This window comes from Sorangium sp. So ce834, assembly GCF_051521425.1.
Taxonomy (GTDB): domain Bacteria; phylum Myxococcota_A; class Polyangia; order Polyangiales; family Polyangiaceae; genus Sorangium; species Sorangium cellulosum_D.
The window spans coordinates 10,960,768-10,985,150 of record NZ_CP150351.1 but is presented as its reverse complement, the minus strand read 5'-3'; the positions used below and the strand labels follow the sequence as shown (position 1 = coordinate 10,985,150).

General features: G+C 69.6%; 4 protein-coding genes and 2 pseudogenes. 4 read left to right on the top strand and 2 right to left on the bottom strand.

The features are described 5' to 3' along the window. Positions 1–194: 194 nt before the first annotated feature. Genes WMF20_RS40360 through WMF20_RS40350 form a run of 3 tightly spaced genes read left to right on the top strand, consistent with a single transcriptional unit; the run spans position 195 to position 4,452 of the window. Positions 195–1,217, top strand: coding sequence for a PEGA domain-containing protein (locus tag WMF20_RS40360; RefSeq protein WP_437607054.1), 1,023 nt, complete (start codon positions 195–197; stop codon positions 1,215–1,217). 15 nt (positions 1,218–1,232) lie between these two features. After that, positions 1,233–2,864 carry a DUF1565 domain-containing protein gene (locus WMF20_RS40355; protein WP_437607053.1) on the top strand — a complete coding sequence of 544 codons (1,632 nt, stop codon included), beginning with the start codon at positions 1,233–1,235 and terminating at the stop codon, positions 2,862–2,864. A 37-nt stretch (positions 2,865–2,901) separates the two neighbouring features. Next, positions 2,902–4,452: a hypothetical protein gene (locus tag WMF20_RS40350; protein WP_437607052.1), complete on the top strand. Its 1,551-nt coding sequence runs from the start codon at positions 2,902–2,904 to the stop codon at positions 4,450–4,452. Positions 4,453–4,639: 187 nt separating this feature from the next. Here the strand turns inward: WMF20_RS40350 and WMF20_RS40345 are convergent. Continuing rightward, positions 4,640–5,517, bottom strand: a pseudogene (locus WMF20_RS40345) (aldo/keto reductase family oxidoreductase). Positions 5,518–5,612: 95 nt separating this feature from the next. Between WMF20_RS40345 and WMF20_RS40340 the strand changes: the two are divergent. Continuing rightward, a pseudogene (locus tag WMF20_RS40340) lies at positions 5,613–5,831 on the top strand (LysR family transcriptional regulator); the annotation flags it as partial. A 203-nt stretch (positions 5,832–6,034) separates the two neighbouring features. Here the strand turns inward: WMF20_RS40340 and WMF20_RS40335 are convergent. Then, positions 6,035–23,842: a hypothetical protein gene (locus tag WMF20_RS40335; protein WP_437607051.1), complete on the bottom strand. Its 17,808-nt coding sequence runs from the start codon at positions 23,840–23,842 to the stop codon at positions 6,035–6,037. Between the last annotated feature and the right edge of the window lie 541 nt (positions 23,843–24,383).

Genomic DNA, 24,383 nt, shown 5'->3' with positions numbered 1-24,383 from the left:
TGTGAATTCTCTCCTAAAGCGCTGCTTCCAGCATTTTCTCCCGGTTGACGTCGCGTGCTCGGCGTAAGTACCGTCGTTACATGCGTTGCGGTGCGCACCTGTTGTCCATTTGGCTTACGCTTGGCGCTTCAACGGGGTTGGTCAGATCGGCCGATGCTCAGCAGCGGTCTCCGGCCTCGGAGAGAAGCGACGGGTTGAACGGCTTGACGGTGAAGGAGCTTGTTCGCCGTGCTCGGAAAGCGCGCGATCGCGGCAGCTGGACGCAGGCCTGCGAAGCCTACAAGGCGGCCCTTGATGCCGCAACCGTGCCGCCCGGCATGAAGCTCGACCGCGCGGACGTCGACCGCGGGGCGTTCGATCCCGCCGAGATCGCCGGCGAACTAGGCCTCTGCGAGCTCGAGCTGCGCAAGTACCGTGACGCGGCGGAGCACCTGACCTGGAGTCTTGAGCGGGACTGGGCGCTGCCGAGTCAGCTTCAGGAACGATTCCTGACCGGCCAGCGGAAGGCCGCGTTTTACGTCGTTGAGCTCGTGCTCTCCGTCGACCCGCCGGACGCTGAGATCCTCATCGACGGCCAGAAGATCGGTCGGACCGCGCGGACCTACAAGCTGTTCCTCGAGCCCGGGCGACACATGGTGCGGGCCCGGGCGCCGGGTCGCGAGGACGGCTTTCACGCGTTCAACGGCGAGCCAGGCGATAGGCAGGAGATCTCGATGAAGCTTTCGGGCCCGGCGGTGAGCAGCGCCAAGGAGGCCCCGGCCGTGCCGAAGACCGCGAGCGCTTCGCCCGCTGTGCGCCCGAAGGAACCCGGACCGTGGGCGTCCTGGCCGGGGACGCTGCGCATCGGCGGCATCGGCTTGACCGCGGCAACCGCATCGCTCGGCGCCGTGTTTATGGTACGCGCGAGCACAGCGGACGGGGACCTCGACGAGCGGAACAAGAAGCTCGATGCCGCGGGGGTCTCGCGAGGCGTGTGTCGGGAACAACCGAAACCGGCGACGTGCTCCGAGCTGACGCGTCTCCGACGAGACCGCGACCTCTTCGCCGGGCTCGGCACGGCGATGGTGGTGACAAGCGGTGTCGTGGGCGCTGCGACGGTGGCGTCGTTCTTCACGGACTTCTCTTTTCTCCGGACTGAACCCACGAAAGCTCGGCTCGCGCTGATCCCGACGGTCGCGCCGGCACAGGTCAGCCTCGTGGCACACGGCGCGTGGTAATCAGGGAGCACGGACATGCCCTTTCCTGATCTTCGACAAAAGCGGCTGCTGTGGGCGCTGGGTGCCCTCTCCACGGTCAGCGCTGGCGGCCTCTCCGGGTGCTACTACGGCGATAGCTGCGATGACGAACGCATCTGCCTATCAACGCCCAAGTCGCTCTGTGATGGCCACCCAGCGACGGCGCCGGCGCTCGACATGTGCGGGGTGTTCGTCAGTGAGCTGCTGGGCGACGACAACAACCCCGGCACGAAGAGCGCGCCGGTCAAGACACTTCAGCATGCGATCGGGCTGGCCGCGAGCGGTCGACGCAATGGCGAGGCGCTGACGCGGCGCGTGTATGCGTGCGGCGGCTTGTTCGAGGAGGCGATCTCGCTGCCATCAGGGGTCGACCTCTGGGGCAGCCGCCTTTGCGACGGCGGCGGCGATTGGTCGTATGAATGGTCGGGCATCGGGCCGAATGCGTCGACCATCATCGCACCGCCTGCGGGGATCCCGGTGCGGGTCCTCGGGGTGGAGCATGCGGCGCTCGCGGGGGACAGCGCGACGTCGGGGATCGTCGGCGTACGAATTGTCGCGGCGGACGCCTCGGCGCCCGATGGCAAGTCATCGATCGCGGTGATTTTGAGCACAGGGGCCAGGGCGATCGTGCAGGACAGCGTGATCGTCGCGGGGAACGGCAAAGACGGGGAGCCGGGCGAGGACGCGCACACCGAGCGGGCGACGGACGGCGTGGAGGGGAACGACGGCGCGTCCGCCTGTACGGCGGATCTTGTGACGGGCGCCCTCCCGGTCGTCACCGTGTGCGACGATGGCACAGAGTCGACGGGAGGCTACGGTGGCGACGGCGGGCGTGACGTCGGCGGCGATGGCGCAGCTGGACAGCCGGCGCCCGCGGAGGTTTCGGAGCGCGACGGCCGCGGAGGGGCCGGCGCGGATCTCACGCGATGCAGCATGGGGCGAGATGGCGCATACGGCGTCGACGCCGTTCGCGCGGATGGCGCAGTGGGGGTGGGCCACCTCGGCAAAGATGGATGGATCGGCGTCTGGGGCAAGGACGGGATGCGAGGCGGCACCGGCCAGGGAGGCGGCGGCGGTGGCGGCAGCAAGTCGCGTGGCCACATGGTCGCGTGTCGGGCAGGCGGCCCCCAGGCGGGTGCCGCCGGCGGTTCGGGAGGAAGCGGCGGCTGTGGCGGTCGGGGTGGCTATGGCGGCGGCTATGGCGGGGCGAGCATCGGAATCGTTGCGCTGGACGGCACGGAGCTCACGGTCGCGGCCAGCGACGTGTTCGCGGGCAAAGGCGGCCGTGGCGGGGCGGGCGGGAGGGGCCAACCAGGCGGCGTCGGGCAGCCTGGTGGCTCAGGGGGCCATCCGTTCGGCCCTGACATGTGGCCTGCGTGCAGCGGCGGCTACGGGGGCAACGGCGGTCGCGGAGGCGATGCCGGCGGCGGGCTCGGCGGCGCATCCGTCGGCATCGCCTACGTCGTGCCCAATTTCGCCATTCGACCCGGAACCAACATTGTTGCCGGAGACGCCGGAGAGGGCGGTCCCGCGGGAAACACGAGTCCAGGCGACGACGTGGGCAAAGGCGCGCCCGGCCCGTGGGGGGAGCTATATCGTTTCGGTCCGGCAAGCGAGCCGCCCCAATGATTCGCGCTTCGCGAGACGCTGCCAGCGAGGGATGCCCATGCGACTGAGTTCTGCGCTCCTCTTGGTCTTTCTTCTGCCGCTCGCCGCCGGTTGCGGCACGGCGCCGGGGGCGAACGACCCTGACGGCGCGCCGCCGTGTGACGGTTCATCGACGTGTGCAGGGGATCCGATCCCCGATTCGGTCTGCCTGGAGCATCTCGCGGCGGGGCGGGCAAAGGACGGCTGCGGCGTCTTTGTCAACCATCCGGTTCTCGGCGGTGACGACGCGAACCCCGGCACGAAGGACAGGCCGGTTGCTACCCTCCCACGCGCCATCGCGCTGGCGCGCACCGGGCGCGGTCGCGTGTTCCTCACCGGCCATGCTTTCGTGGAGTCCATCACGCTGCCCTCCGGGGTGGATATCTATGGAGGCTTCGACTTGTTGGAATGGGAACGGCGGCCGGAGCCTAAACTTCCGGAGCACGCCATGGCCAAGCTCGGGTCCCCGCTCGGGCACATCGCGCTAACCATCGCGCCGGCGCGGGCCGACGACACCGGGGCTGCGGACGGGGTCTCGATCATCGACCATGTCTACATCGCCAGCGGGACGGGCATCGCGGTGCTCGTTCGGTCGCACACCGCGGTGGAGATCGTCGGAAGCTGGATTCGCCCCGACGGCGGACGGGGGGGCGACCCCGGCGAGCCACGGCGGAGCCGGGCAGCGACGGGACCTGACGGACAATATGGGGCAGACGCGTGCTCCGCAGCGACGGTCCCGGGCGGGGCTCGGGCGGTGAATTCCTGCGAGGGAGGGATCCCGAGCGTCGGTGGCAAGGGAGGCGACGGGCTCGCCGACGACGCTGGAGATGGGGAGGACGGCGAGCCCGTACCCCAGCCGAACCCAACCCACGATGGGGAAGGAGGACGTGGCAACCGGGCAGACGGTGGTTGCAGCAACGGTGTCCCCGGGCAAAGCGGCATGTGGGGCGCCGCCGGTGTATCGGGCGAGGGCCGCGGGCGGATCGATGAGACCGGATGGCACGGCGACTGGGCCGGCGACGGCATCCGGGGGATGCCGGGCCAAGGCGGCGGCGGGGGCGGCGGGCGGCGCGGCGGGCTCGCGGTGTGCGGCGTGGCCACCAAGGGAGGCGCTGGCGGCGGCTCTGGAGGCGCGGGCGGCTGTGGGGGGCGCGGCGGCCGAGGGGGCGGGAACGGCTACCCGAGCATCGGGATCCTGGCGCTCCACGCCAAGGTGACGGTGCGCAACAGCGTCATCGAAAGTGACGAGGGGGGACGAGGCGGCGACGGCGGGGAGCCGGAGGAAGGCGGCTACGGCGGCCGAGGCGCGCCAGGCGGCGCCGTGGGGGACGGCACGTGGTCATGCCAGGGTGGCAGCGGCGGCCGAGGCGGGGACGGCGGCTATGGCGGCCCCGGGCGCGGCGGCGACTCGATCGGCATCGCCTACCTCGACGAGGACCAGCTCACGCTCGAGGGCGTCAAGTTCGAGCTCGGTCCGCCCGGCAACGGCGGCATCAGCTGGAACCACGATGGCAGCATGGTAACGGGGGAGGACGGCACGCGGATCGAGACGCTTCGGTTTCCTGAGTAGGAGACCGGCTCGTCCTATCGGCCAAAGCGGCCCGCGTGCGCCTCGTCACCGCCTGGATCCGTGCCTCGACCGCCGCCTGCACATGGCCCGTGCGGGCGCGAGCGCCGAGGGGCGCGCGAGCGCGCGTGTGCCCAGGCTCGCTCTGCACCACGTCGAGCTGCTGCGGGCCTGCGCCCGGCGGCGGGCTTCAGGCCGCGCCCGCGCTCGCTCCCACGCCGTCCAGGGCCGCCATCGCCTCGTCGGCCAGCTCCAGCGCGGCGGCGGCGAGGTTCTCGCGCAGGTGAGCCACCGACGAGGTGCCGGGGATCAGCTGTTGGGCGCGCGCCGCAGCAGCCACGCGAGGGCGACCTGCATGGGCGTGGCGCCCAGGCCGCGGGCCACGTCGGAGAGCAAGGACGACTGCAGCGGCGTGAAGCCGCCGAGCGGGAAGAAAGGAACATAGGCGATGCCCTCCCTGGCGAGGTCGTCGATCAGGGCGTCGTCGGCCCGGTGCGCCAGGTTGTACTGGTTCTGCACGCAGACGATGTCGCAGATCCGCCGCCCCTCCGCGACCTGGGCGGGCGTTACGTTGCTGAGCCCGATGTGGCGCACGAGCCCCCGACGCTGGAGCTCGGCCAGGGCGCTGAGCGGCGCCTCGATCGAGCCCTCGGCCGGACCGTGCACGCTGAACATGACGCGCAGGTTCACGACCTCCAGCGCCTCGAGCCCGAGGTTGCGCAGGTTGTCGTGCACCGCTTCGGTCAGCGCTTCGGGCGAGGAGGCCGGGAGCCAGGCGCCGGCCTCGTCGCGGCGGGCGCCGATCTTGGTGACGATGACCAGATCGTCCGGATAAGGCGCCAGGGCCTCGCGGATGAGCTGGTTGGTGACGTGCGGGCCGTAGAAGTCGCTGGTGTCGATGTGGTCGACCCCCGCGGCGACCGCCTCGCGCAGCACCGCGAGCGCGGCGTCGCGGTCCTTCGGGGGGCCGAACACGCCGGGCCCGGCGAGCTGCATCGCACCGTAACCGAGCCGCTTCACGTGGCGGTGGCCGAGCCTCGCGGTCCCGGTGGCGTTGTTCTTCGACATATCAAGGTCTCCTTGGTAGGCCCGGCCAAGGTACGCCCTGGCGAGGGGCGCGATAATGGCGCACAATCCGCACGGGCTGTGCGGGATACCGAACAATGAACCTGGACCTCGGCGACCTCGACGTCTTTGTCGCAGTCGCTCGCGCCAGGAGCTTCCGGGACGCGGCGCGGGCGACCGGCCGCAGCGCCTCGGCGGTCAGCGAGGCGGTGCGCCGCCTCGAGGAGCAGCTCGGCGTCCGGCTGCTCCACCGCACGACGCGCAGCGTCGCGCCCACGGAAGCCGGGGCGCGGCTGCTCGACCGCCTGGTGCCGGCGCGCTGGAGCCGGTGCTCGAGCCTTGGTGGCAGAGCTTCTCGGGGCCGTTCCTCTATTATCCGGGACGCCGGCTCGTCCCCGCGCCGCTGCGCGCCTTCATCGAATTCGTGAGGACATCCGCGAACCGGTGATCCAAGCGGACTTCATGGCCATCAGTGAGCTGGCTCGGTAACAGCGCCAAGGCTCCCGCTTAAACGGGCGAGCTAACGGACGCACGTGCAGGTGGAGTGCTCGGAATCGGGCGAGTCCTTGCCTTGCTCGCCGCCCCTGTCGACGACCTTCGCGTCCATGCCGAGCTGCTGCAAGAGCTCGGTCACGAGCGCGATCGCCTCCTGCTTGTCGGCCTGCGTGCGCGGGGAGGACCACGCGCCGCTCTTCGCGACGAGCGTCCGCACCAGGGCGTCGATCGGCGCGGGGATGGTCACCGCGTCGAGCGCAGCCGGCGCGTCCGTCGCCTGCGGGGCTCGCGGGCCCTGTGTCGCATCCGAGGCTCCGTTCCACGGGCTGAACGAGCCGAGCTGGTCGGCCGGATCCTCGCCCTCGGGCCGGGTAGCACCGTTGGTCGCGGCGGAGCTGGACGGGGTGCTCGGGAGAGGCGCCAGCGCCGTGCCGACGATCCTCGCGGCCGTGGCCTCGGCCGCCGCGTCCGGCCCGTCGGCCGCGTCGTCGACGCGCTCGAAGGTGAACAGGTAGCCGCGGTTCCGGCGCTGGGCGGCCGCGCGCGGGTCGGCGTCGGAGACCCTGCGGTCGTCGCGTACCTGCCACTGCCCCGTCGCTGCGTTGCGCGTCGTCGCGGTGTAGTGCCCCGCGTCCCTCGTCGGCCCGTGGTGATTGACGACCACGTTCAGTCGGTACCATCGGTCATTGACCCTGAGCCACTCGGGGACGTCGATCTCGCTCTCGTTCTCCCCGTCCCCGCGTTGCAGCGCGATCGTGATCGCCCGAGGCGTGTTGTTGGTCGAATCGACGAGGAGCTGCCTCGATGGACTGCCCGTCACCGCTCGGCCCTGGCGCACGGCGGCCACGTCGTCCATGGTGCTCGCGCCGAAATGGGCGTCGAGCGCCTGCTGCAGGGTGCGGCTGCCGTTGACCAGCGGGCTGAGCACGACGTCGGGCTGCGTCGAGTCCCATACGAGGTTGTCGTCGAGCGAGGTGCGATCTCCCAGCGCTTCACCCGTCTCGCTCAGCTTGACCTCCCTCCAGTCGGTCCGCTGCCTCTGGGCCAGGGTCACGCCGGCGGTGTCGAGGCTCGCTCTCTCGAAGAGGCGTCTGAAGAGGACCTCGCTGGGGTCCTGCTGCGTCGTTCTGGACGACGCACCGAGCACGCCAGTGTCGCGCAGGACCTCGTCGAGCGCCTGCATCGTCTCCGCTCCGACGAGCGTGCCGGCCCGGATCTGCTCGAGGATCGGGCGCACCGCGGCGCGGAGCCGGGGGCCTGCGGCGTCGAGGTCCTCGCCGTCGCGCGGCGCGAACAGATCGTAGTAGGCGTCGGTGAGCGCGAGCATCGTGAGGCCGGCCGACAGGAAGCAGCTGTTGCCGATGTTGTGGACGCCGGTCTCCGCCGGCGGGGGGGACACCGCCGCTGGCGCGATGTTGCGGCGGTCGTGGGCGTAGCTGGTGAGGAGGTGCGCCGTGCCGTCCGGCCTGACCCGCGCGATGGCCTTGTTCGCGCCGTGCCAGAGCACGACGTTTGTCGCGCCGGTCTCGTCGGTGCGCGTCTCGATGGCGGTGGCGTTGCGGACCACGTCGCGCGCGGCATCGAGGTAACGCCGCACGACGTCCGCCTGTGACACGGCCTCCAGCTCCGCCGGCGCCAGGAAGTCGGCGGCGTGCTTGGCGGAGTGGTAGGCGGCGGTGCTCGTCGACTCGAATTGCAGCTGGTCGGCCGCCGCCGCGAGCCTCTCCTGCAGATTGCCACCCTCGCCGAGCGTGGTGTCGCCCACGGCGCCGGCCTCCTGCGCCGCCTGCAGCTGCGCCTGCCAGAGAGCATCGACGTCGGCGCCGCTCAGGTTGTCCTGCATCGAGGCGACGTAGAACTCAAAGCGCTCGACGAACTCGTTGAAGCTCTTGGCGCCGTCCAGCGCGAATTCGGCCGCCGGGCGGCGCAGATCCGGTCGCGCTTCGCCGCTCACCAGGTCATAGAGCCGCAGCAGCGCGTCGTGCCGCATCTGGCCGTTCTCGGCGAAGAGCTCGACCGAGCTGGGGTCTTTGATGCCGGCGTCGATGAGGAAGGGCACGACCAGGTCGAGCTGCGGCCGGAAGCGCAGCCGCTCCTGGCCGCGCTGCGAGCCGGACAGGTCGACGGTGGCCTGGTCCTTGGAAGACCAGGGGATCCCGTCGTTCAGGTTCTTGACGAGCATGAGCAGCTTGCCGAGCTGCCCGCGGCCATGGAGCTCTCGCAGCCGCTCGCGGTGCAGCTTGACCTGCCCGCCGAGCTCGATCTGGTCGCCGGTCATCGTGAACTCGATGCCTGCGTCCTCGATGAGCTTCTCGGCGGCCGGGACGAAGTCGCTGCTGTTGCTGTGGAGCTCCTCGTCGAACCGCCACGGCTGCGGGCCGCGGTAGTAGTCGCCGTCGATCGGCGGATAGCCCGGCTGGCCGGTGTCCGAGAAGCCGTTCTTCTTCTTGTCCCACGTGGCCTTTCCGCCGCGGTCGCGCCAGCGGTAGACGTGGTAGTGCGGCGCGTTGTGGCCTGCCTGATTGTGGTCGCTCAGGTCCACGTCGATGATGACGCGCTCCTCCGCGTGCCCCGGCTGCTGCGGCGGCAGCAGGGCGTGGAAGCGGTATTGATAGATCCGGCCGGTCGCGATATCGATCTTCATCTCCGGCGCCCCCAGCGGGTAATCCCTGGCGTCGTCGTCGGGGGTGTCGCGCCAGCGCGGCAGGATGTCATGCTCGTAGGCGAGGCTCTCGTCGTCGAAGCGGCCGGCCACCTCGTCGGGGATGAGCTCGCGGATCGCGCCCGGGGAGAAGCCGAGCACCTCCATGGTCTCGATCAGCTGATCCGGCGACTTCACGCGCATCTGGTGCAGGAGCAGCGACTTGTCGCGCAGCGGCGCCTCGCGCTCCTTCATCGACGCGAGGATGCTCTCGGCGTTGTCGAGCAGGGCGTGGAGGATCTCGGGATCGAGCGCGTAGCCGCGCTGGTAGAACTTGAGCGCGCGGCCGAGGTTCCACGGCGCCTGGCGCAGGTGCTCGACGACCGCGCTCTGCCGGTCCTCGACCGACGCCGGGGGGCCGGGATCGGCGACGAAGCGCAGCCTGCCGAGGAGCTGATCCTCGATGCCGCCGATCGGGTCGACCACGAAGCCGTTCTCGTCGACGTAGATCGCGTTCATGCGGAAGTCGCGCTTCTGCGCGTCGGCCATGACGTCGAACGGGACCAGCGCGCTGGCGCTGTCGCCGGCGGTGATGTCCACCACGTTATCGCCGCTCCCGACCTGGAGCAGGCGCAGATTGGGGACGGTGCTGACCGAGAGGAACCTCAACGAGGGGTGGCTCTGCAGCGCCTCCTCGAGCATCCACATGGGCATGTTCGTCTTGAGATCGACGTCCCTGGGCTCGATGCCGCTGAGGGCGTCGCGCACCGCGCCTCCGACGATGTAGACGTCGAAGCCGTAGGTATTGATGAGCGCGATCAGGTCATGGACATGGTGGGTGGCTCCGACCGGGGTGTCGAGGAGGGACGCGCCGATGGGCGGGCTCGGGTCGGGCGCGGCGCCGTCGGTCGTCGTGTTCGGTGACCTCTTCTGGGCGAGGATCGCATGAGTCTTGAGCTCACGGTCCATGAGCCGCGGGCGGAAATAAGAAGTTCCTCCGGAGTTCTCCTCCACGAATTTGTCGAACGGCTTCTCGCCGCGCTTCGCCGCGTCAATCCCGGCGAAGTCCAGGAGCGGCGTCAGGATGCCGTTGTCGTTGGTGGCGAAATGAGGCACCGCGGTCGCGCCGCCCTCGCTGGCGCGCTCGGAGAAGAAGGCGTCGGCGAGCATGCTGCGATCGGCGCTTCCCTTCTTCTCCCCGACCGACTTCTTCGTCAGCTCATCGAACCCCTGGTCGTACTCGTCTATGTCGCCGCGCTGGCCGCGGTCGCGCCGGATGCCGTACCAGGGGATCGTCGTTGTCCCATCGGACGTGGTGAACGTGCTCCCGAGGATGTCGTCGTGCTGGAACAGCTCTCCGATATTGATGTTGGCGAGGCGCAGGTCCGTGATCTTCTCCTTGCGGATCAACGACTCCAGCTGATCGCGGATGTCCCTCCTGGCGGGCGACAGCTGGTCGCGCGGCGTCAAGAGATCTTCGACCAGGTTGGAGTCGACCACCAGCGAGGTCGACGTGAGCGGCGGCGACAGCGCCGGGTCCGAGAGGCGCTCGGCGTGGCGGACCAGGTGCTCGATGATCCCGCGGGTGTTGGCGACCTTGCCCTTGTCCATGGCGCGCGCGAGCATGCCGGCGAACGCGCGCTGGCCGATCGATCGCTCGACGATCTTGAGCTCGTCGCTGGTGACCCAGCGTCCCTCCTTGCCCCGCTTGGCGACCGCCTGCGGTGCCTCCTCGTCGCGCGTCGGCGGTGGCGGAGGGTCGCGCAGGGCCGGGAGATCGACGCCCGGCATCTTCTCGAGCGAGTCGAGGGCGCCAAGCGCCTTGGCGACGTCGAAGGCCAGCCTGCGCTTCTCGCCTGTGTACGGCTCAAGCACCTTCTTGAACCACTTCAGCGCGTTCTTGCTCTCGCGGGAGCTGTCCTTCGCGCTCAGGAACAGCGCGAACGAATTCAAGCTCAACGACTCCTGTGCCAGGAGCTCGCTGAGCGCGCGCTGCACCGTGTCATCGGTGAAGCGCTCTAGCAGCTTATCCTGCAGCCCCTTGTACTGCGGCATACCCCAGATCCAATCGGGGATGGACTGCTCCGCAGGCGTGTTGCGAGCGGGCTTCTTGAAATTGCCCTGCTTCTGCGGTTTGCGCTGCTTCTTCTCGTGCTTCTGCGGATCTGGAGGGGGGGCGTGCTGTGGGGCTCTCGGCTCCGCCGCGGCGGGAGGCGCCTTGCCGTCCTTGTCGGCGTCGTTGCCTCGGCTGATCGTACGGCGGCCCTGGTCCCGCTTGAGCGTGCGCACGACGAGCTTGACGTGCGCTGCGAGCTGCTGCTGCAGCTCGCCGGGGGGCAGGCGGCCCACGCCGGGGTGGAACAGCAGCCACTTCTCGACGATCTCCTCGGCGAGCCGCTTGGCGGCGGGCAGCTCGATGGGCAGGATGTCCAGGAGCTGCGGGAGGAGCCTCGCTCCGATGGTGTCGTCCACGAGGCGCTCCACCTCGTTCAGGTGCTGCTGTGGGACGCGCTCCTGGAGGGCTCGGTACAGCCCTGACGAGTTGCGCTGGACGCTCCCGGGATCGAGGCTGGCCCCGTCCTGCTTCACGGGAGCTCCCGCGAGCAGGTCGGCCGTGTCCGCGCCGTCGTGCGCGGTCCCGGACGGTTCGCGCGATGCGCGGTGCGCCGGAGCTCTCTGCTCGGCGGAGGTGCCCGGGGCCGGGGCGCGCGGCGGGGGGTAGGTTCCGAGGGTGACCACCTCGAAGAGCCTCGGCATGTCGGCCTTGGGCACCCGGATGGGGAACGACTGCCCCCACGACTGGACGGGCACGATGAAGGCGTCGCCGTCGACCGTGATCTCGCCGTCGATCGCGAAATGGTGCCGGCTCTCGGCTTCGCCCTTGCGGAGCGGCGCGACGGTCGCGGGAGCGTGAGGCTTCGCGTCGCCGCCGTCGCGGTGCCGCTTCGCCGCTTCCCAGAGCGCCTTGCCGTTCGCGATGGTCGCCACGGCGAACCCTGATCGATCCGTGCGCCCGAGCGTCTCGTTGATGCGCGTGACGTCGCCCTCGGAGAGCCCGCCGCTCTTGACCGTGACCTCCGCCCCGAGCGCGTCGCTCATGAGGGATGCGATCGAGCTCGCCGAGAGGAGCATATCGCCCTGCGCCGCCGCGACGCCGGGCTGTTTGGCGCCGTCGGTTCGCTCCCCGTGCTGCGCGACGGCGTCCTGTCCGAGGAGCTCGACCAGGCCTCGGGAGAGCAGGTGATCGAGGAGGTGGCGATCCAGCTGTTGCCGGTCCGTCGCTTTGGTCAGGCCGCCGCGCTTCGCCCCGGCCGTCTTGAGCCCGTTGACGAGCGGCCGTGTCGGAGCCGGGCCGAGGGCGCGCGGGATCTCTCCGGTCATCACGCGCCGGAGGATGTCGAGGTCTTCGCTGAGCACCGCCCTGCCCGGATCCGGCTGCGCGCCGAGCTCGCGGGCCCCGGGCGCCTGCGCGAGCCGGCCGAGCAGCCGGCCGGTGAACAGCGCGACGACCAGGTGCGAGGTGGTGGCGAGATCGCCCTTCAGCATCGTGTAGAGGGCGCTGCTCAGGCCGCAGCTGCTGAAGGCGGATTGCGACAGCGACGCGGGGTTCTCGATGAGCTCGCGCAGCCTGTTCACGATCGCGCGGTCGACGTTCAGCGACTCGAGCAGGCCTGCCAGGCTGTTCGCGGCCTGCTGTCTGACTTTGTCGTTCGCCGGGCCGGACCACGCGCGGCTCTGCTCTTCGAGCGAGCTGACCAGCTCGTCGAGCGTCCTGCCTTGGCGCTGTGAGCTCGGCTCGACCTGCGCGCTGTCGGCGTGCGGCCGCGCATCGGCGGCGACGTTCTCGCCGTCCAAGGTGGGGTTATAGCCTGCCAGCACGCTCGCCGGCGCTTTGGGGCGCTGCGCGGTGTCCGTCGGGGCATCACCGGGCTCGTTGTCCGAGCGCTGCTGGCCATCCTGGAGCTCTTGAGGCGGCTGGGTGCGGGGGCCGAGGAGCTCGTGGAGCGCGTCTTTCCCTCGTTGCTTCAGGTCCTGCTCGAAGCTGTCGGCGCGGTCCTTGAGGGTCTTTGCCCAGTCGCCTCCGAGCTTGCCGAGGTCGACGGTGCGGGCGTTCTTGGTGCTCTCGTCGCCGATCTTGTCCTGCTTGAGGCCGCCGACGCTGGAGATGGGATTGGCGGTCTTCTCGGTGGAGCGCCAGTTGTGGACGTAGCCGACGGTGCTGGGCGCGCCTGGGCCTGTGGTCTCCATGCCGATCTGGAGCGCGCCGGGCCTGCCCGGCTTGGGCGGTCGGTAGCCGATGAACATGTGGCCGTGGGCGCCGTCGGGCAGGATGACGTCGCCGTTGAAGTCCTTGAGGCCGAGTCCGCCGACGGCGAGGTTGATGCCGTAGAGCTCGGTGTCATCGAGCTTGGCGAGGAGGGCGGCGCCCTGGCCGCCCTGCTCCTTGAACTTGCCATCTCCGAGCGCGACGTGGTGGGTGCCGACGAAGCGCTTGAACACGCCGGGTTTGGGCTTGCCGTTCTTGTCGGTGATGCCGAGGTGCTCCGTGAGCGCGTACGGCGCGCTGCCCGCAGGGATCTGGACGTTGACGCGGCCGCCGTGCGACAGGAGCTTGGCGACGGGCGTGTCGTCGACCGGGACATAGCTCTTGGAGGTGCCGTCGTAGATCTCGGCGCCTTCCTGGAGCAGGTGGAAGACGTTCTTGAGCACCTCGAGCGACTGCCCGTGCCGCTCGACGACCTCGTCCTTCGAGAGCTGCTTGCCCTTGGTGAAGGTCAGGGAGTTGACGAGCGTCTTCGGGGCCAGCACGGCGCCCTTGCCGATGGCCTCGGTGGCCGCGTCGTTGGGCTCGGTGTACTCGAGGGTCTTCGACCATTCCTCCACGATGCCCTGGTCGATGAGCCTCTTGAGCTCCTCTCGCCTGGCCGCATCGGTCGTGTGCCTCGCCTCCATGGACAGGGCCACTGCCGCCGGAGGCGTGCCCTCGAAGCGCTTGCCGGCCTCGCCGCCGTTCATCTGGCGCGAGACGTAGCTGGCGAGCACGACCTTGCTCGCCTTGTGGAGCTTGTGGAAGCCGCGGAACCGCTCGGGGTTCTTGCTCGGATCGTCCGACAGGTACTGCTCGATCTGCTCGTGCGTGAGCATGCCCGAGGCGTTGAGCCAGCTCTGCCCCTGGGGGGTGGAGGAGAGCTGCTCGAAGGCGCTCCACTCGGCGTCGCTGAGCAGCGGCCCCTTGGGGAAGCGCCCTCCGAGCCGCTCCTTGGCCGTCGCGGGGTCGGGGGGGAAGCCGCTGCTGCCCAGCGGGCCCTGGATGGCGAAGAGGCCGTGCTTGGCCCGATCACGGCTCATCATGCCGGTGTCGGTGCGCCAGAGGGTGTTCTTGACGGCCTTGTCGACGATCCAGGTCACCTCCTCGACGGGCGTGGAGGTCTCCGGATCCGGCGCTCTCTCCGACGGCGGCTCTTCCTCGATCTCGTCGAGCTGCGATTGCGGGTCGGCCGCCGCATCTCCGCTGCTCGAAGCGGGGTTGTACCCGGCCAGCATGTCCGCCGGGGCATCACCGGGCTCGTTGTCCGAGCGTTGCCGGCTGTCCTGGAGCTCTTGGGGCGGCTGGGTGCGGGGGCCGAGGAGCTCGTGGAGCGCGTCTTTTCCTCGCTGCTTCAGGTCCTGCTCGAAGCTGTCGGCGCGGGCCTTGAGGGTCGTGGCCCAGTCGCCGCCGAGCTTGCCGAGGTCTACGGTGCGCGCGTTCTTGGTGCTCTCGTCGCCGATCTTGTCCTGCTTGAGGCCGCCGACGCTGGAAATGGGATTGGCGGTCTTCTCGGTGGAGCGCCAGTTGTGGACGTAGCCGACGGTGCTGGGCGCGCCCGGGCCGGTGGTCTCGAGCCCGATCTGGAGCGCGCCGGGCCTGCCCGGCTTGGGCGGGCGGTAGCCGATGAACAGGTGGCCGTGGGCGCCGTCGGGCAGGATGACATCGCCGTTGAAGTCCTTGAGGCCGAGGCCGCCGACGGCGAGGTTGATGCCGTAGAGCTCGGTGTCGTCGAGCTTGGCGAGGATGGCGGCGCCCTGGCCGCCCTGCTCCTTGAACTTGCCCTTGCCGAGCGCGACGTGGTGTGTCCCGAAGGCGCGCTTGAACACGCCGGGCGCGGGGTTGCCGTGCTCGTCGGTGATGCCGAGGTGCTCTGTGAGCGCGTACGGAGCGCTGCCGGGGGGGATCTGGATGTTGACGCGGCCGCCGTGCGACAGGAGCTTGGCGACGGGCACGTCGTCGACCGGGACATGGCTCTTGGAGGTGCCGTCGTAGATCTCGGCGCCTGCCTGGAGCAGGTGGAAGACGTTCTTGAGCACCTCGAGCGACTGTCCGTGCCTGTCGACGACCTCGTCCTTCGAGAGCTTCTTGCCCTCCTTCGGGTCGAGCACGGCGCCCTTGTCGATGGCGGTGCTCGCATCGTCGTTGGGCTCGGTGTGCTCGAGGGTCTTCGACCATTCTTCCACGATGCCTCGGTCGATGAGCCTCTTGAGCTCTTCTCGCCTGGCCGCATCGGTCGTGTGCCTCGCCTCCATGGACAGGGCCACTGCCGCCGGAGGCGTGCCCTCGAAGCGCTTGCCGTGCTCGCCGCCGTTCATCTGGCGCGAGACGTAGCTGGCGAGCACGACCTTGCTCGCCTTGTGGAGCTGGTGGAAGCCGCGGAACCGCTCGGGGTTGTCGCTCGGGTCGCTCGACAGGTACTGCTCGACCTCATCGTGCGTGAGCATGCCGGAGGCGTTGAGCCAGCTCCGTCCTTCGGGGGTGGAGGAGAGCTGCTCGAAGGCGCTCCACTCGGCGTCGCTGAGCAGCGGCCCCTTGGGGAAGCGCCCTCCGATCTGCGTCTTGGCCTCCCCGGGATCGCGCGGGAGGCCGCCGCTGGTCAGCTGGGCGGCGAGCTTGGGGAGACCGCGCTTGGCCAGCTCGCGCTTCACGATGCCCGTATCGGGCCGCCAGAGGGTGTTCTTGACGGCCTTGTCGACGATCCAGGTCACCTCCTCGACGGGGGTGGAGGTCTCCGGATCCGGCGCTCTCTCCGACGGCGGCTCCGGCTCCTCCTCGATCTCGTCGAACTGCGCTTGCGGGTCGGCCGCCGCATCCCCGCTGCTCGAAGCGGGGTTGTACCCGGCCAGCATGTCCGCCGGGTCATCACCGGGCTCGTTGTCCGAGCGCTGCTGGCTGTCCTGGAGCTCCTGGGGCGGCTGGGTGCGGGGGCCGAGGAGCTCGTGGAGCGCGTCTTTGCCCTTCTCCGCCAGCTCTTGCTCGAACCGCTCGGCGCGGTCCTTGAGGGTCTTTGCCCAGTCGCCGCCGAGCTTGCCGAGGTCGACGGTGCGCGCGTTCTTGGTGCTCTCGTCGCCGATCTTGTCCTGCTTGAGCCCACCGACGCTGGAGATGGGGTTGGCGGTCTTCTCGGTGGAGCGCCAGTTGTGGACGTAGCCGACGGTGCTGGGCGCGCCCGGGCCGGTGGTCTCCATGCCGATCTGGAGCGCGCCGGGCCTGCCCGGCTTGGGCGGTCGGTAGCCGATGAACATGTGGCCGTGGGCGCCGTCGGGCAGGATGACGTCGCCGTTGAAGTCCTTGAGGCCGAGTCCGCCGACGGCGAGGTTGATGCCGTAGAGCTCGGTGTCATCGAGCTTGGCGAGGAGGGCGGCGCCCTGGCCGCCCTGCTCCTTGAACTTGCCATCTCCGAGCGCGACGTGGTGGGTGCCGACGAAGCGCTTGAACACGCCGGGTTTGGGCTTGCCGTTCTTGTCGGTGATGCCGAGGTGCTCCGTGAGCGCGTACGGCGCGCTGCCGGCGGGGATCTGGACGTTGACGCGGCCGCCGTGCGACAGGAGCTTGGCGACGGGCGTGTCGTCGACCGGGACATAGCTCTTGGAGGTGCCGTCGTAGATCTCGGCGCCTTCCTGGAGCAGGTGGAAGACGTTCTTGAGCACCTCGAGCGACTGCCCGTGCCGCTCGACGACCTCGTCCTTCGAGAGCTGCTTGCCCTTGGTGAAGGTCAGGGAGTTGACGAGCGTCTTCGGGGCCAGCACGGCGCCCTTGTCGATGGCCTCGGTGGCCGCGTCGTTGGGCTCGGTGTACTCGAGGGTCTTCGACCATTCTTCCACGATGCCCTGGTCGATGAGCCTCTTGAGCTCCTCTCGCCTGGCCGCATCGGTCGTGTGCCTCGCCTCCATGGACAGGGCCACCGCCGCGGGCGGGGTGCCCTCGAAGCGCTTGCCGTCCTCGCCGCCGTTCATCTGGCGCGAGACGTAGCTGGCGAGCACGACCTTGCTCGCCTTGTGGAGCTTGTGGAAGCCGCGGAACCGCTCGGGGTTCTTGCTTGGATCGTCCGACAGGTACTGCTCGATCTGCTCGTGCGTGAGCATGCCCGAGGCGTTGAGCCAGCTCTGCCCCTGGGGGGTGGAGGAGAGCTGCTCGAAGGCGCTCCACTCGGCGTCGCTGAGCAGCGGCCCCTTGGGGAAGCGCCCTCCGAGCCGCTCCTTGGCCGTCGCGGGATCGGGGGGGAAGCCGCTGCTGCTCAGCGGGCCCTGGATCGCGAAGAGGCCGTGCTTGGCCCGATCACGGCTCATCATGCCGGTGTCGGTGCGCCAGAGGGTGTTCTTGACGGCCTTGTCGACGATCCAGGTGACCTCCTCGACGGGAGTGGAGGTCTCCGGATCCGGCGCTCTCTCCGACGGCGGCTCCGGCTCTTCCTCGAGCTCGTCGAGCTGCGCTTGCGGGTCGGCCGCCGCATCCCCGCTGCTCGAAGCGGGGTTGTACCCGGCCTGCAGCTCCGCCAGAGCTTGCACTTGAGCGGAGGTGGTCGGGGACGGCGCTCGCGGCGGGAGAGCGGTGCCGTAGGTGATGGCCGCGAAGACCTTCGGCATGTCCTCCTTGTTCACCCGCAGGGGGAAGGTGCGGCCCCAGGACTGGAGCGGCACCAGGAAGGAGTCGCCTTGGTCGATGATCGGCCCGTCGATCGGGGCATGGTGGAGCGCGATCGTGGCGGGCTCGCCGCGCTGCGCGACGTCGCCGGGAGCGTGAGGAGCCGTGGAGCTGGCCTCATGCTGCTTCGCTGTGCTCCAGAGCGCCTTGCCGTCGTTTACAGTGGCGATCGCAAACCCTGCCTTGTCTGTCTGCTGCAGGGCCTCATTGATGCGCGCGACGTCGTAGTCCCCGGGGGATCTGCCGGTGGCGACGGTGGCGTTCGCACCGAGCGCCGAGTTGAAGAGTCTCGCGACGGAGTTCGCCGAGGCCAGCAGATCGCCCTGCGCCGCGGCGACGCCGGGCTGACGGGCGCCGTCGGTCTGCTGCTCGAGCTCCGCGAGGGCGTCGGGGCCGAGCATCTCGACGAGGCCGCGGGCGAGCAGATGGTCGAGGAGGTGGCTCTCCAGCGCCGCTCGGTCCGTGTCCTTCTTCAGCCTGTCGCGCTTGGCCTTGGCGGTCCGGAGGCCGTTGACGAGCGGCCTTGTCGGAGCCGGGCCGAGCGCTTGCGGGACATCTCCTGTCATCACGCGCCGGACGAGGTCCAGGCTGTCGCTGAGCGCCCCCGTGCCCGAGCCCTGCGGTCGCGAGGAGCCGGCCGCAGGGGAATCCGCGAACTTGCCGAGCGGCTTGCCGGTGAAGAGCGCCGCGACCAGGTGGGAGGTGGTGGCGAGATCGTTCTTCAGCGTCGGGTAGAGGATGCCGGTGAGCGCGCAGTTGGTGAAGGCAGACTGCGAGAGCGAGGCGGGATTCTGGATGAGCTCGCGCAGCCTGTCGATGACCGAAGGGCGCACGTTCTGTCGCTGGAGCAGCCCGGTCAGGAGCCGTATGGCGTCCTTCTTGTTCTCGTCGGTGGCCGGTTGCGACCATGCGCGGCTCTGCTTGTCCAGCTCGTCGAGCAGCTCGTCGAGCGTTTTGCCTGAGTTCTGGGCGCTTGGCTCGACCTTGGCAGTGCCTCCGGCGCTGGCCGGCGTGGGGGAGGGGGTCGCGCCCGGCGCTGCGGCTCCGGCGAGCGCATCGCCCGAGCGGCCCACGCCGTCGTCCTGGAGCTCCTGAGGCGGCTGGGTGCGGGGGCCGAGGAGCTCGTGGAGCGCGTCTTTGCCCTTTTCTGCCAGCTCTTGCTCGAACTGGTCGGCGCGGTCCTTGAGGGTCGTGGCCCAGTCGTTGCCGAGCTTGTTCAGGTCGACGGTGCGAGCGTTCTTGGTGCTCTCGTCGCCGATCTTGTCCTGCTTGAGGCCGCCGACGCTGGAAATGGGATTGGCGGTCTTCTCGGTGGAGCGCCAGTTGTGGACGTAGCCGACGGTGCTGGGCGCGCCCGGGCCGGTGGTCTCGAGCCCGATCTGGAGCGCGCCGGGCCTGCCCGGCTTGGGCGGGCGGTAGCCGATGAACAGGTGGCCGTGGGCGCCGTCGGGCAGGATGACGTCACCGTTGAAGTCCTTGAGGCCGAGGCCGCCGACGGCGAGGTTGATGCCGTAGAGCTCGGTGTCGTCGAGCTTGGCGAGGATGGCGGCGCCCTGGCCGCCCTGCTCCTTGAACTTGCCCTTGCCGAGCGCGACGTGGTGTGTCCCGAAGGCGCGTTTGAACACGCCGGGCGCGGGGTTGCCGTGCTCGTCGGTGATGCCGAGGTGCTCCGTGAGCGCGTACGGAGCGCTGCCGGGGGGGATCTGGATGTTGACGCGGCCGCCGTGCGACAGGAGCTTGGCGACGGGCACGTCGTCGACCGGGACATGGCTCTTGGAGGTGCCGTCGTAGATCTCGGCGCCTGCCTGGAGCAGGTGGAAGACGTTCTTGAGCACCTCGAGCGACTGTCCGTGCCTGTCGACGACCTCGTCCTTCGAGAGCTTCTTGCCCTTCTTCGGGTCGAGCACGGCGCCCTTGTCGATGGCCTCGGTGGCCGCGTCGTTGGGCTCGGTGTGCTCGAGGGTCTTCGACCATTCCTCCACGATGCCTCGGTCGATGAGCCTCTTGAGCTCTTCTCGCCTGGTCGAGTCGGTCGTGTGCCTGGCCTCCATGGACAGGGCGACTGCCGCCGGAGGCGTGCCCTCGAAGCGCTTGCCGTGCTCGCCGCCGTTCATCTGGCGCGAGACGTAGCTGGCGAGCACGACCTTGCTCGCCTTGTGGAGCTGGTGGAAGCCGCGGAACCGCTCGGGGTTGTCGCTCGGGTCGCTCGACAGGTACTGCTCGATCTCATCGTGCGTGAGCATGCCGGAGGCGTTGAGCCAGCTCTGCCCCTGCGGTGTGGAAGAGAGCTGCTCGAAGGCGCTCCACTCGGCGTCGCTGAGCAGCGGCCCCTTGGGGAAGCGCCCTCCGATCTGCGTCTTGGCCTCCCCGGGATCGCGCGGGAGGCCGCCGCTGGTCAGCTGGGCGGCGATCGTGGGGAGGCCGCGCTTCGCCTTCTCGCGGCTCATGAGCCCCGTGTCGGGCCGCCAGAGGGTGTTCTTGACGGCCTTGTCGACGATCCAGGTCACCTCCTCGACGGGGGTGGACGTCTCCGGATCCGGCGCTCTCTCCGACGGCGGCTCCGGCTCTTCCTCGATCTCGTCGAACTGCGCTTCTGGGTCGGCCGTCGCATCGCCGCTGCTCGCAGCGGGGTTGTACCCGGCCAGCATGTTCACCGACGCATCACCGGGCGGCTCGCGTCGCTCGCTGTTCCGCGGTTCCTGCTCGGGTCCTCCCGACCGCTGCTGGGCGTCCTGGAGCTCTTGAGGCGGCTGGGTGCGGGGACCGAGGAGCTCGTGGAGCGCGTCTTTGCCCTTTTCCGCCAGCTCTTGCTCGAACCGCTCGGCGCGGTCCTTGAGGGTCTTTGCCCAGTCGCCGCCGAGCTTGCCGAGGTCGACGGTGCGGGCGTTCTTGGTGCTCTCGTCGCCGATCTTGTCCTGCTTGAGGCCGCCGACGCTGGAGATGGGATTGGCGGTCTTCTCGGTGGAGCGCCAGTTGTGGACGTAGCCGACGGTGCTGGGCGCGCCCGGGCCGGTGGTCTCCATGCCGATCTGGAGCGCGCCGGGCCTGCCCGGCTTGGGCGGTCGGTAGCCGATGAACATGTGGCCGTGGGCGCCGTCGGGCAGGATGACGTCGCCGTTGAAGTCCTTGAGGCCGAGTCCGCCGACGGCGAGGTTGATGCCGTAGAGCTCGGTGTCATCGAGCTTGGCGAGGAGGGCGGCGCCCTGGCCGCCCTGCTCCTTGAACTTGCCATCTCCGAGCGCGACGTGGTGGGTGCCGACGAAGCGCTTGAACACGCCGGGCTTGGGCTTGCCGTTCTTGTCGGTGATGCCGAGGTGCTCCGTGAGCGCGTACGGCGCGCTGCCGGCGGGGATCTGGACGTTGACGCGGCCGCCGTGCGACAGGAGCTTGGCGACGGGCGTGTCGTCGACCGGGACATAGCTCTTGGAGGTGCCGTCGTAGATCTCGGCGCCTTCCTGGAGCAGGTGGAAGATGTTCTTGAGCACCTCGAGCGACTGCCCGTGCCGCTCGACGACCTCGTCCTTCGAGAGCTGCTTGCCCTTGGTGAAGGTCAGGGAGTTGACGAGCGTCTTCGGGGCCAGCACGGCGCCCTTGTCGATGGCCTCGGTGGCCGCGTCGTTGGGCTCGGTGTACTCGAGGGTCTTCGACCATTCCTCCACGATGCCCTGGTCGATGAGCCTTTTGAGCTCCTCTCGCCTGGCCGCATCGGTCGTGTGCCTCGCCTCCATGGACAGGGCCACTGCCGCCGGAGGCGTGCCCTCGAAGCGCTTGCCGGCCTCGCCGCCGTTCATCTGGCGCGAGACGTAGCTGGCGAGCACGACCTTGCTCGCCTTGTGGAGCTTGTGGAAGCCGCGGAACCGCTCGGGGTTCTTGCTCGGATCGTCCGACAGGTACTGCTCGATCTGCTCGTGCGTGAGCATGCCCGAGGCGTTGAGCCAGCTCTGCCCCTGAGGTGTGGAGGAGAGCTGCTCGAAGGCGCTCCACTCGGCGTCGCTGAGCAGCGGCCCCTTGGGGAAGCGCCGTCCGAGCCGCTCCTTGGCCGTCGCGGGATCGGGGGGGAAGCCGCTGCTGCCCAGCGGGCCCTGGATCGCGAAGAGGCCGTGCTTGGCCCGATCACGGCTCATCATGCCGGTGTCGGTGCGCCAGAGGGTGTTCTTGACGGCCTTGTCGACGATCCAGGTGACCTCCTCGACGGGGGTGGAGGTCTCCGGATCCGGCGCTCTCTCCGACGGCGGCTCCGGTTCTTCTTCGATCTCGTCGAGCTGCGCTTGCGGGTCGGCCGCTGCATCCCCGCTGCTCGCAGCGGGGTTGTACCCGGCCAGCATGTCCGCGGGGTCGCTGGTCTTGCCCTCACCGAGCTGTTTCGGGTCGTCCGCGCTCGCCGCTTTCTCCGAGGAGAGGTCGCGGACGATCGTTCGCTCCGGCCGGGGCTGGCCAGGTCTCTCCGGCGCCTTCCCTGGAGCGCTTTGCGTCGTTCCAGCTTCCGGGCGAGGACTCGAGGCCTCCGGCGTCTTGGCCGTCATCTGCTCCGGTGCGTCACCGGGCATCTCGCGGGGCTCGTTGCCCTTGGGGGCTTGCTCGGCCCCGCGCTGCCGCTGATCCGAGCGGCTCTGCCCGGGGTCCTCCGCGCCTCGCTTCGGGTCGGACGCGGCGTCGCCCGGCGGATCGCGGCGATCGCCGGCACGCGAGCCTCGCTCGGATCGATCCGACCCGTCGGACGACTCGTCGTCGGCCCCGTCGGACGACTCGTCGTCGGACCCGTCGGACGACGCGTCGGGGGCGCGCGGCGCGGTATCCTCGGTGTCCGGCGGCGGAATGTCGCGCGGGCCGACGAGATTCTTGATCGCCTCTGTCGGGTTTTCCTTCGCGTCTTGCTCGAACTGGTCCGCTCGGTCCTCGAGGGTCCCTCTCCAATCGTCCCCGAGCTTGCGCAGGTCCACGGTGCGGGCGTTCTTGCCCTTCTCGTCGCCGATCTTGTCCTGCTTGAGGCCGCCGACGCTGGAGATGGGGTTGGCGGTCTTCTCGGTGGAGAGCCAGTTGTGGACGTAGCCGACGGTGCTGGGCGCGCCCGGGCCGGTGGTCTCGAGGCCGATCTGGAGCGCGCCAGGCCTGCCCGGCTTGGGCGGGCGGTAGCCGATGAACAGGTGGCCGTGAGCGCCGTCGGGCAGGATGACGTCGCCGTTGAAGTCCTTGAGGCCGAGCCCGCCGATGGCGAGGTTCATGCCGTAGAGCTCGGTGTCGTCGAGCTTGGACTTCACCATGGCGACGCGTCCGCCCTCCTCCTTGAATTTGCGCTTGCCGAGCGCGACGTGGTGCGTCCCGTAGTCGCGCTTGAACACGCCGGTCTTGGGGTTGCCCTTCTCGTCGGTGATGCCGATGAACTCCGTCAGCGCGTAGGGCGGGCTGCCCGCGGGGATCTGGATGTTGACGCGGCCGCCGTGCGACAGGAGCTTGGCGACCGGCACGTCCTGGAGCGGGACATGGCTCTTCGAGCCGGCGTCGTAGATCTCGGCGCCGGCCTGGAGCAGGTGGAAGGTGTTCTTGAGCACCTCGATCGACTGCCGGTGCCGGTCGAGCGCCTCGTCCTTCGAGAGCGACTTGGGCTCTGCGCGCGTCAAGGTGTCCTTGACCGTCTTCGGAGCCAGCACGGCGCCCTTGTCCATGGCCGTGTTCGCGTCGTCGTTGGGCTCGGTATGCTCGAACGTCTTGGCCCATTCCTTGGCGATGCCCTGATCGATCTGCTTCTTGAGCTCGTCCCTCCTCGCCGGGTCGGTGGTGTGCCTCGCCTCCATGGACAGGGCCACCGCCGCCGGAGGCGTGCCCTCGAAGCGCTTGCCGTCCTCGCCGCCGTTCATCTGGCGCGAGACGTAGCTCGCCATGACGACCTTGCTCGGCTTGTGGAGCTTGTGGAAGCCGCGGAACTTCTCGGGGTTGTCGTTCGACAGGTACTCCTCGATTTGGTCGTGCGGGAGCATGCCCGAGGCTTTGAGCCAGGTCTGTCCCTCCGGGGTCGAGGAGAGCTGCTTGAAGGCGTCCCACTCGGCGTCGCTGAACAGCGTTCCCTTGGGAAAGCGCTTCCCGATCTCCTTCTTCGCGTTCACGGGGTTGGCGGGGAAGCCGCCGTGGCTCAGCGCGTCGCCGAGCTTCGGGAGGGCTCGCTTCGCCTCTCTGCGGCTTCGTTTCCCCGTGGGAGTCCTCCACTTGCTATCCTTGACGGCCTTGGCCGCGATCCACGTCACCTCACCGTCCTTCGCTGGGGCAGTCGTGGTGGACGAGCTTCCCGGCTGCGGTCCCGGGCGATCGCGCCCCGGCTGCTGGGAGCCCTGCCCCGCGGGCGGTGACTTCGAGCCCGAGGGGCTGGTGGGTGTCTTCTGCGCGGCGGAAGCGGGCTTTTGCGTGGGGGAGCTCTTGCCGCCGGTCTCGGTGGCCTTGGGGGAGGTCTGAGCTGACGTGCTGTCCTTGGGGGCGACCTCCTTGGGGGCGACCTCCTTGGGGGCGACCTCCTTGGGGGCGACCTCCTTGGGGGCGACCTCCTTGGGGGCGACCTCCTTGGGGGCGACCTCCTTCGGTGGCGCCGTTGGGGACGTCTCGCCGGGCTTGGGGGGTGAGCCTCCCTGCGTGGTAGCGGGCGTGCCCTGGGCGGCGGAAGCGGGCTTTTGCGTGGGGGAGCTCTTGCCGCCGGTCTCGGTGGCCTTGGGGGAGGTCTGAGCTGACGTGCTGTCCTTGGGGACGACCTCCTTGGGGGCGACCTCCTTGGGGGCGACCTCCTTGGGGGCGACC

What these genes read in the sequence shown, in the direction of transcription:
- WMF20_RS40355 (WP_437607053.1), top strand. Translation starts at nt 1,233, where the DNA reads ATGCCCTTTCCTGATCTTCGACAAAAGCGGCTGCTGTGGGCGCTGGGT.
- WMF20_RS40350 (WP_437607052.1), top strand. Translation starts at nt 2,902, where the DNA reads ATGCGACTGAGTTCTGCGCTCCTCTTGGTCTTTCTTCTGCCGCTCGCC.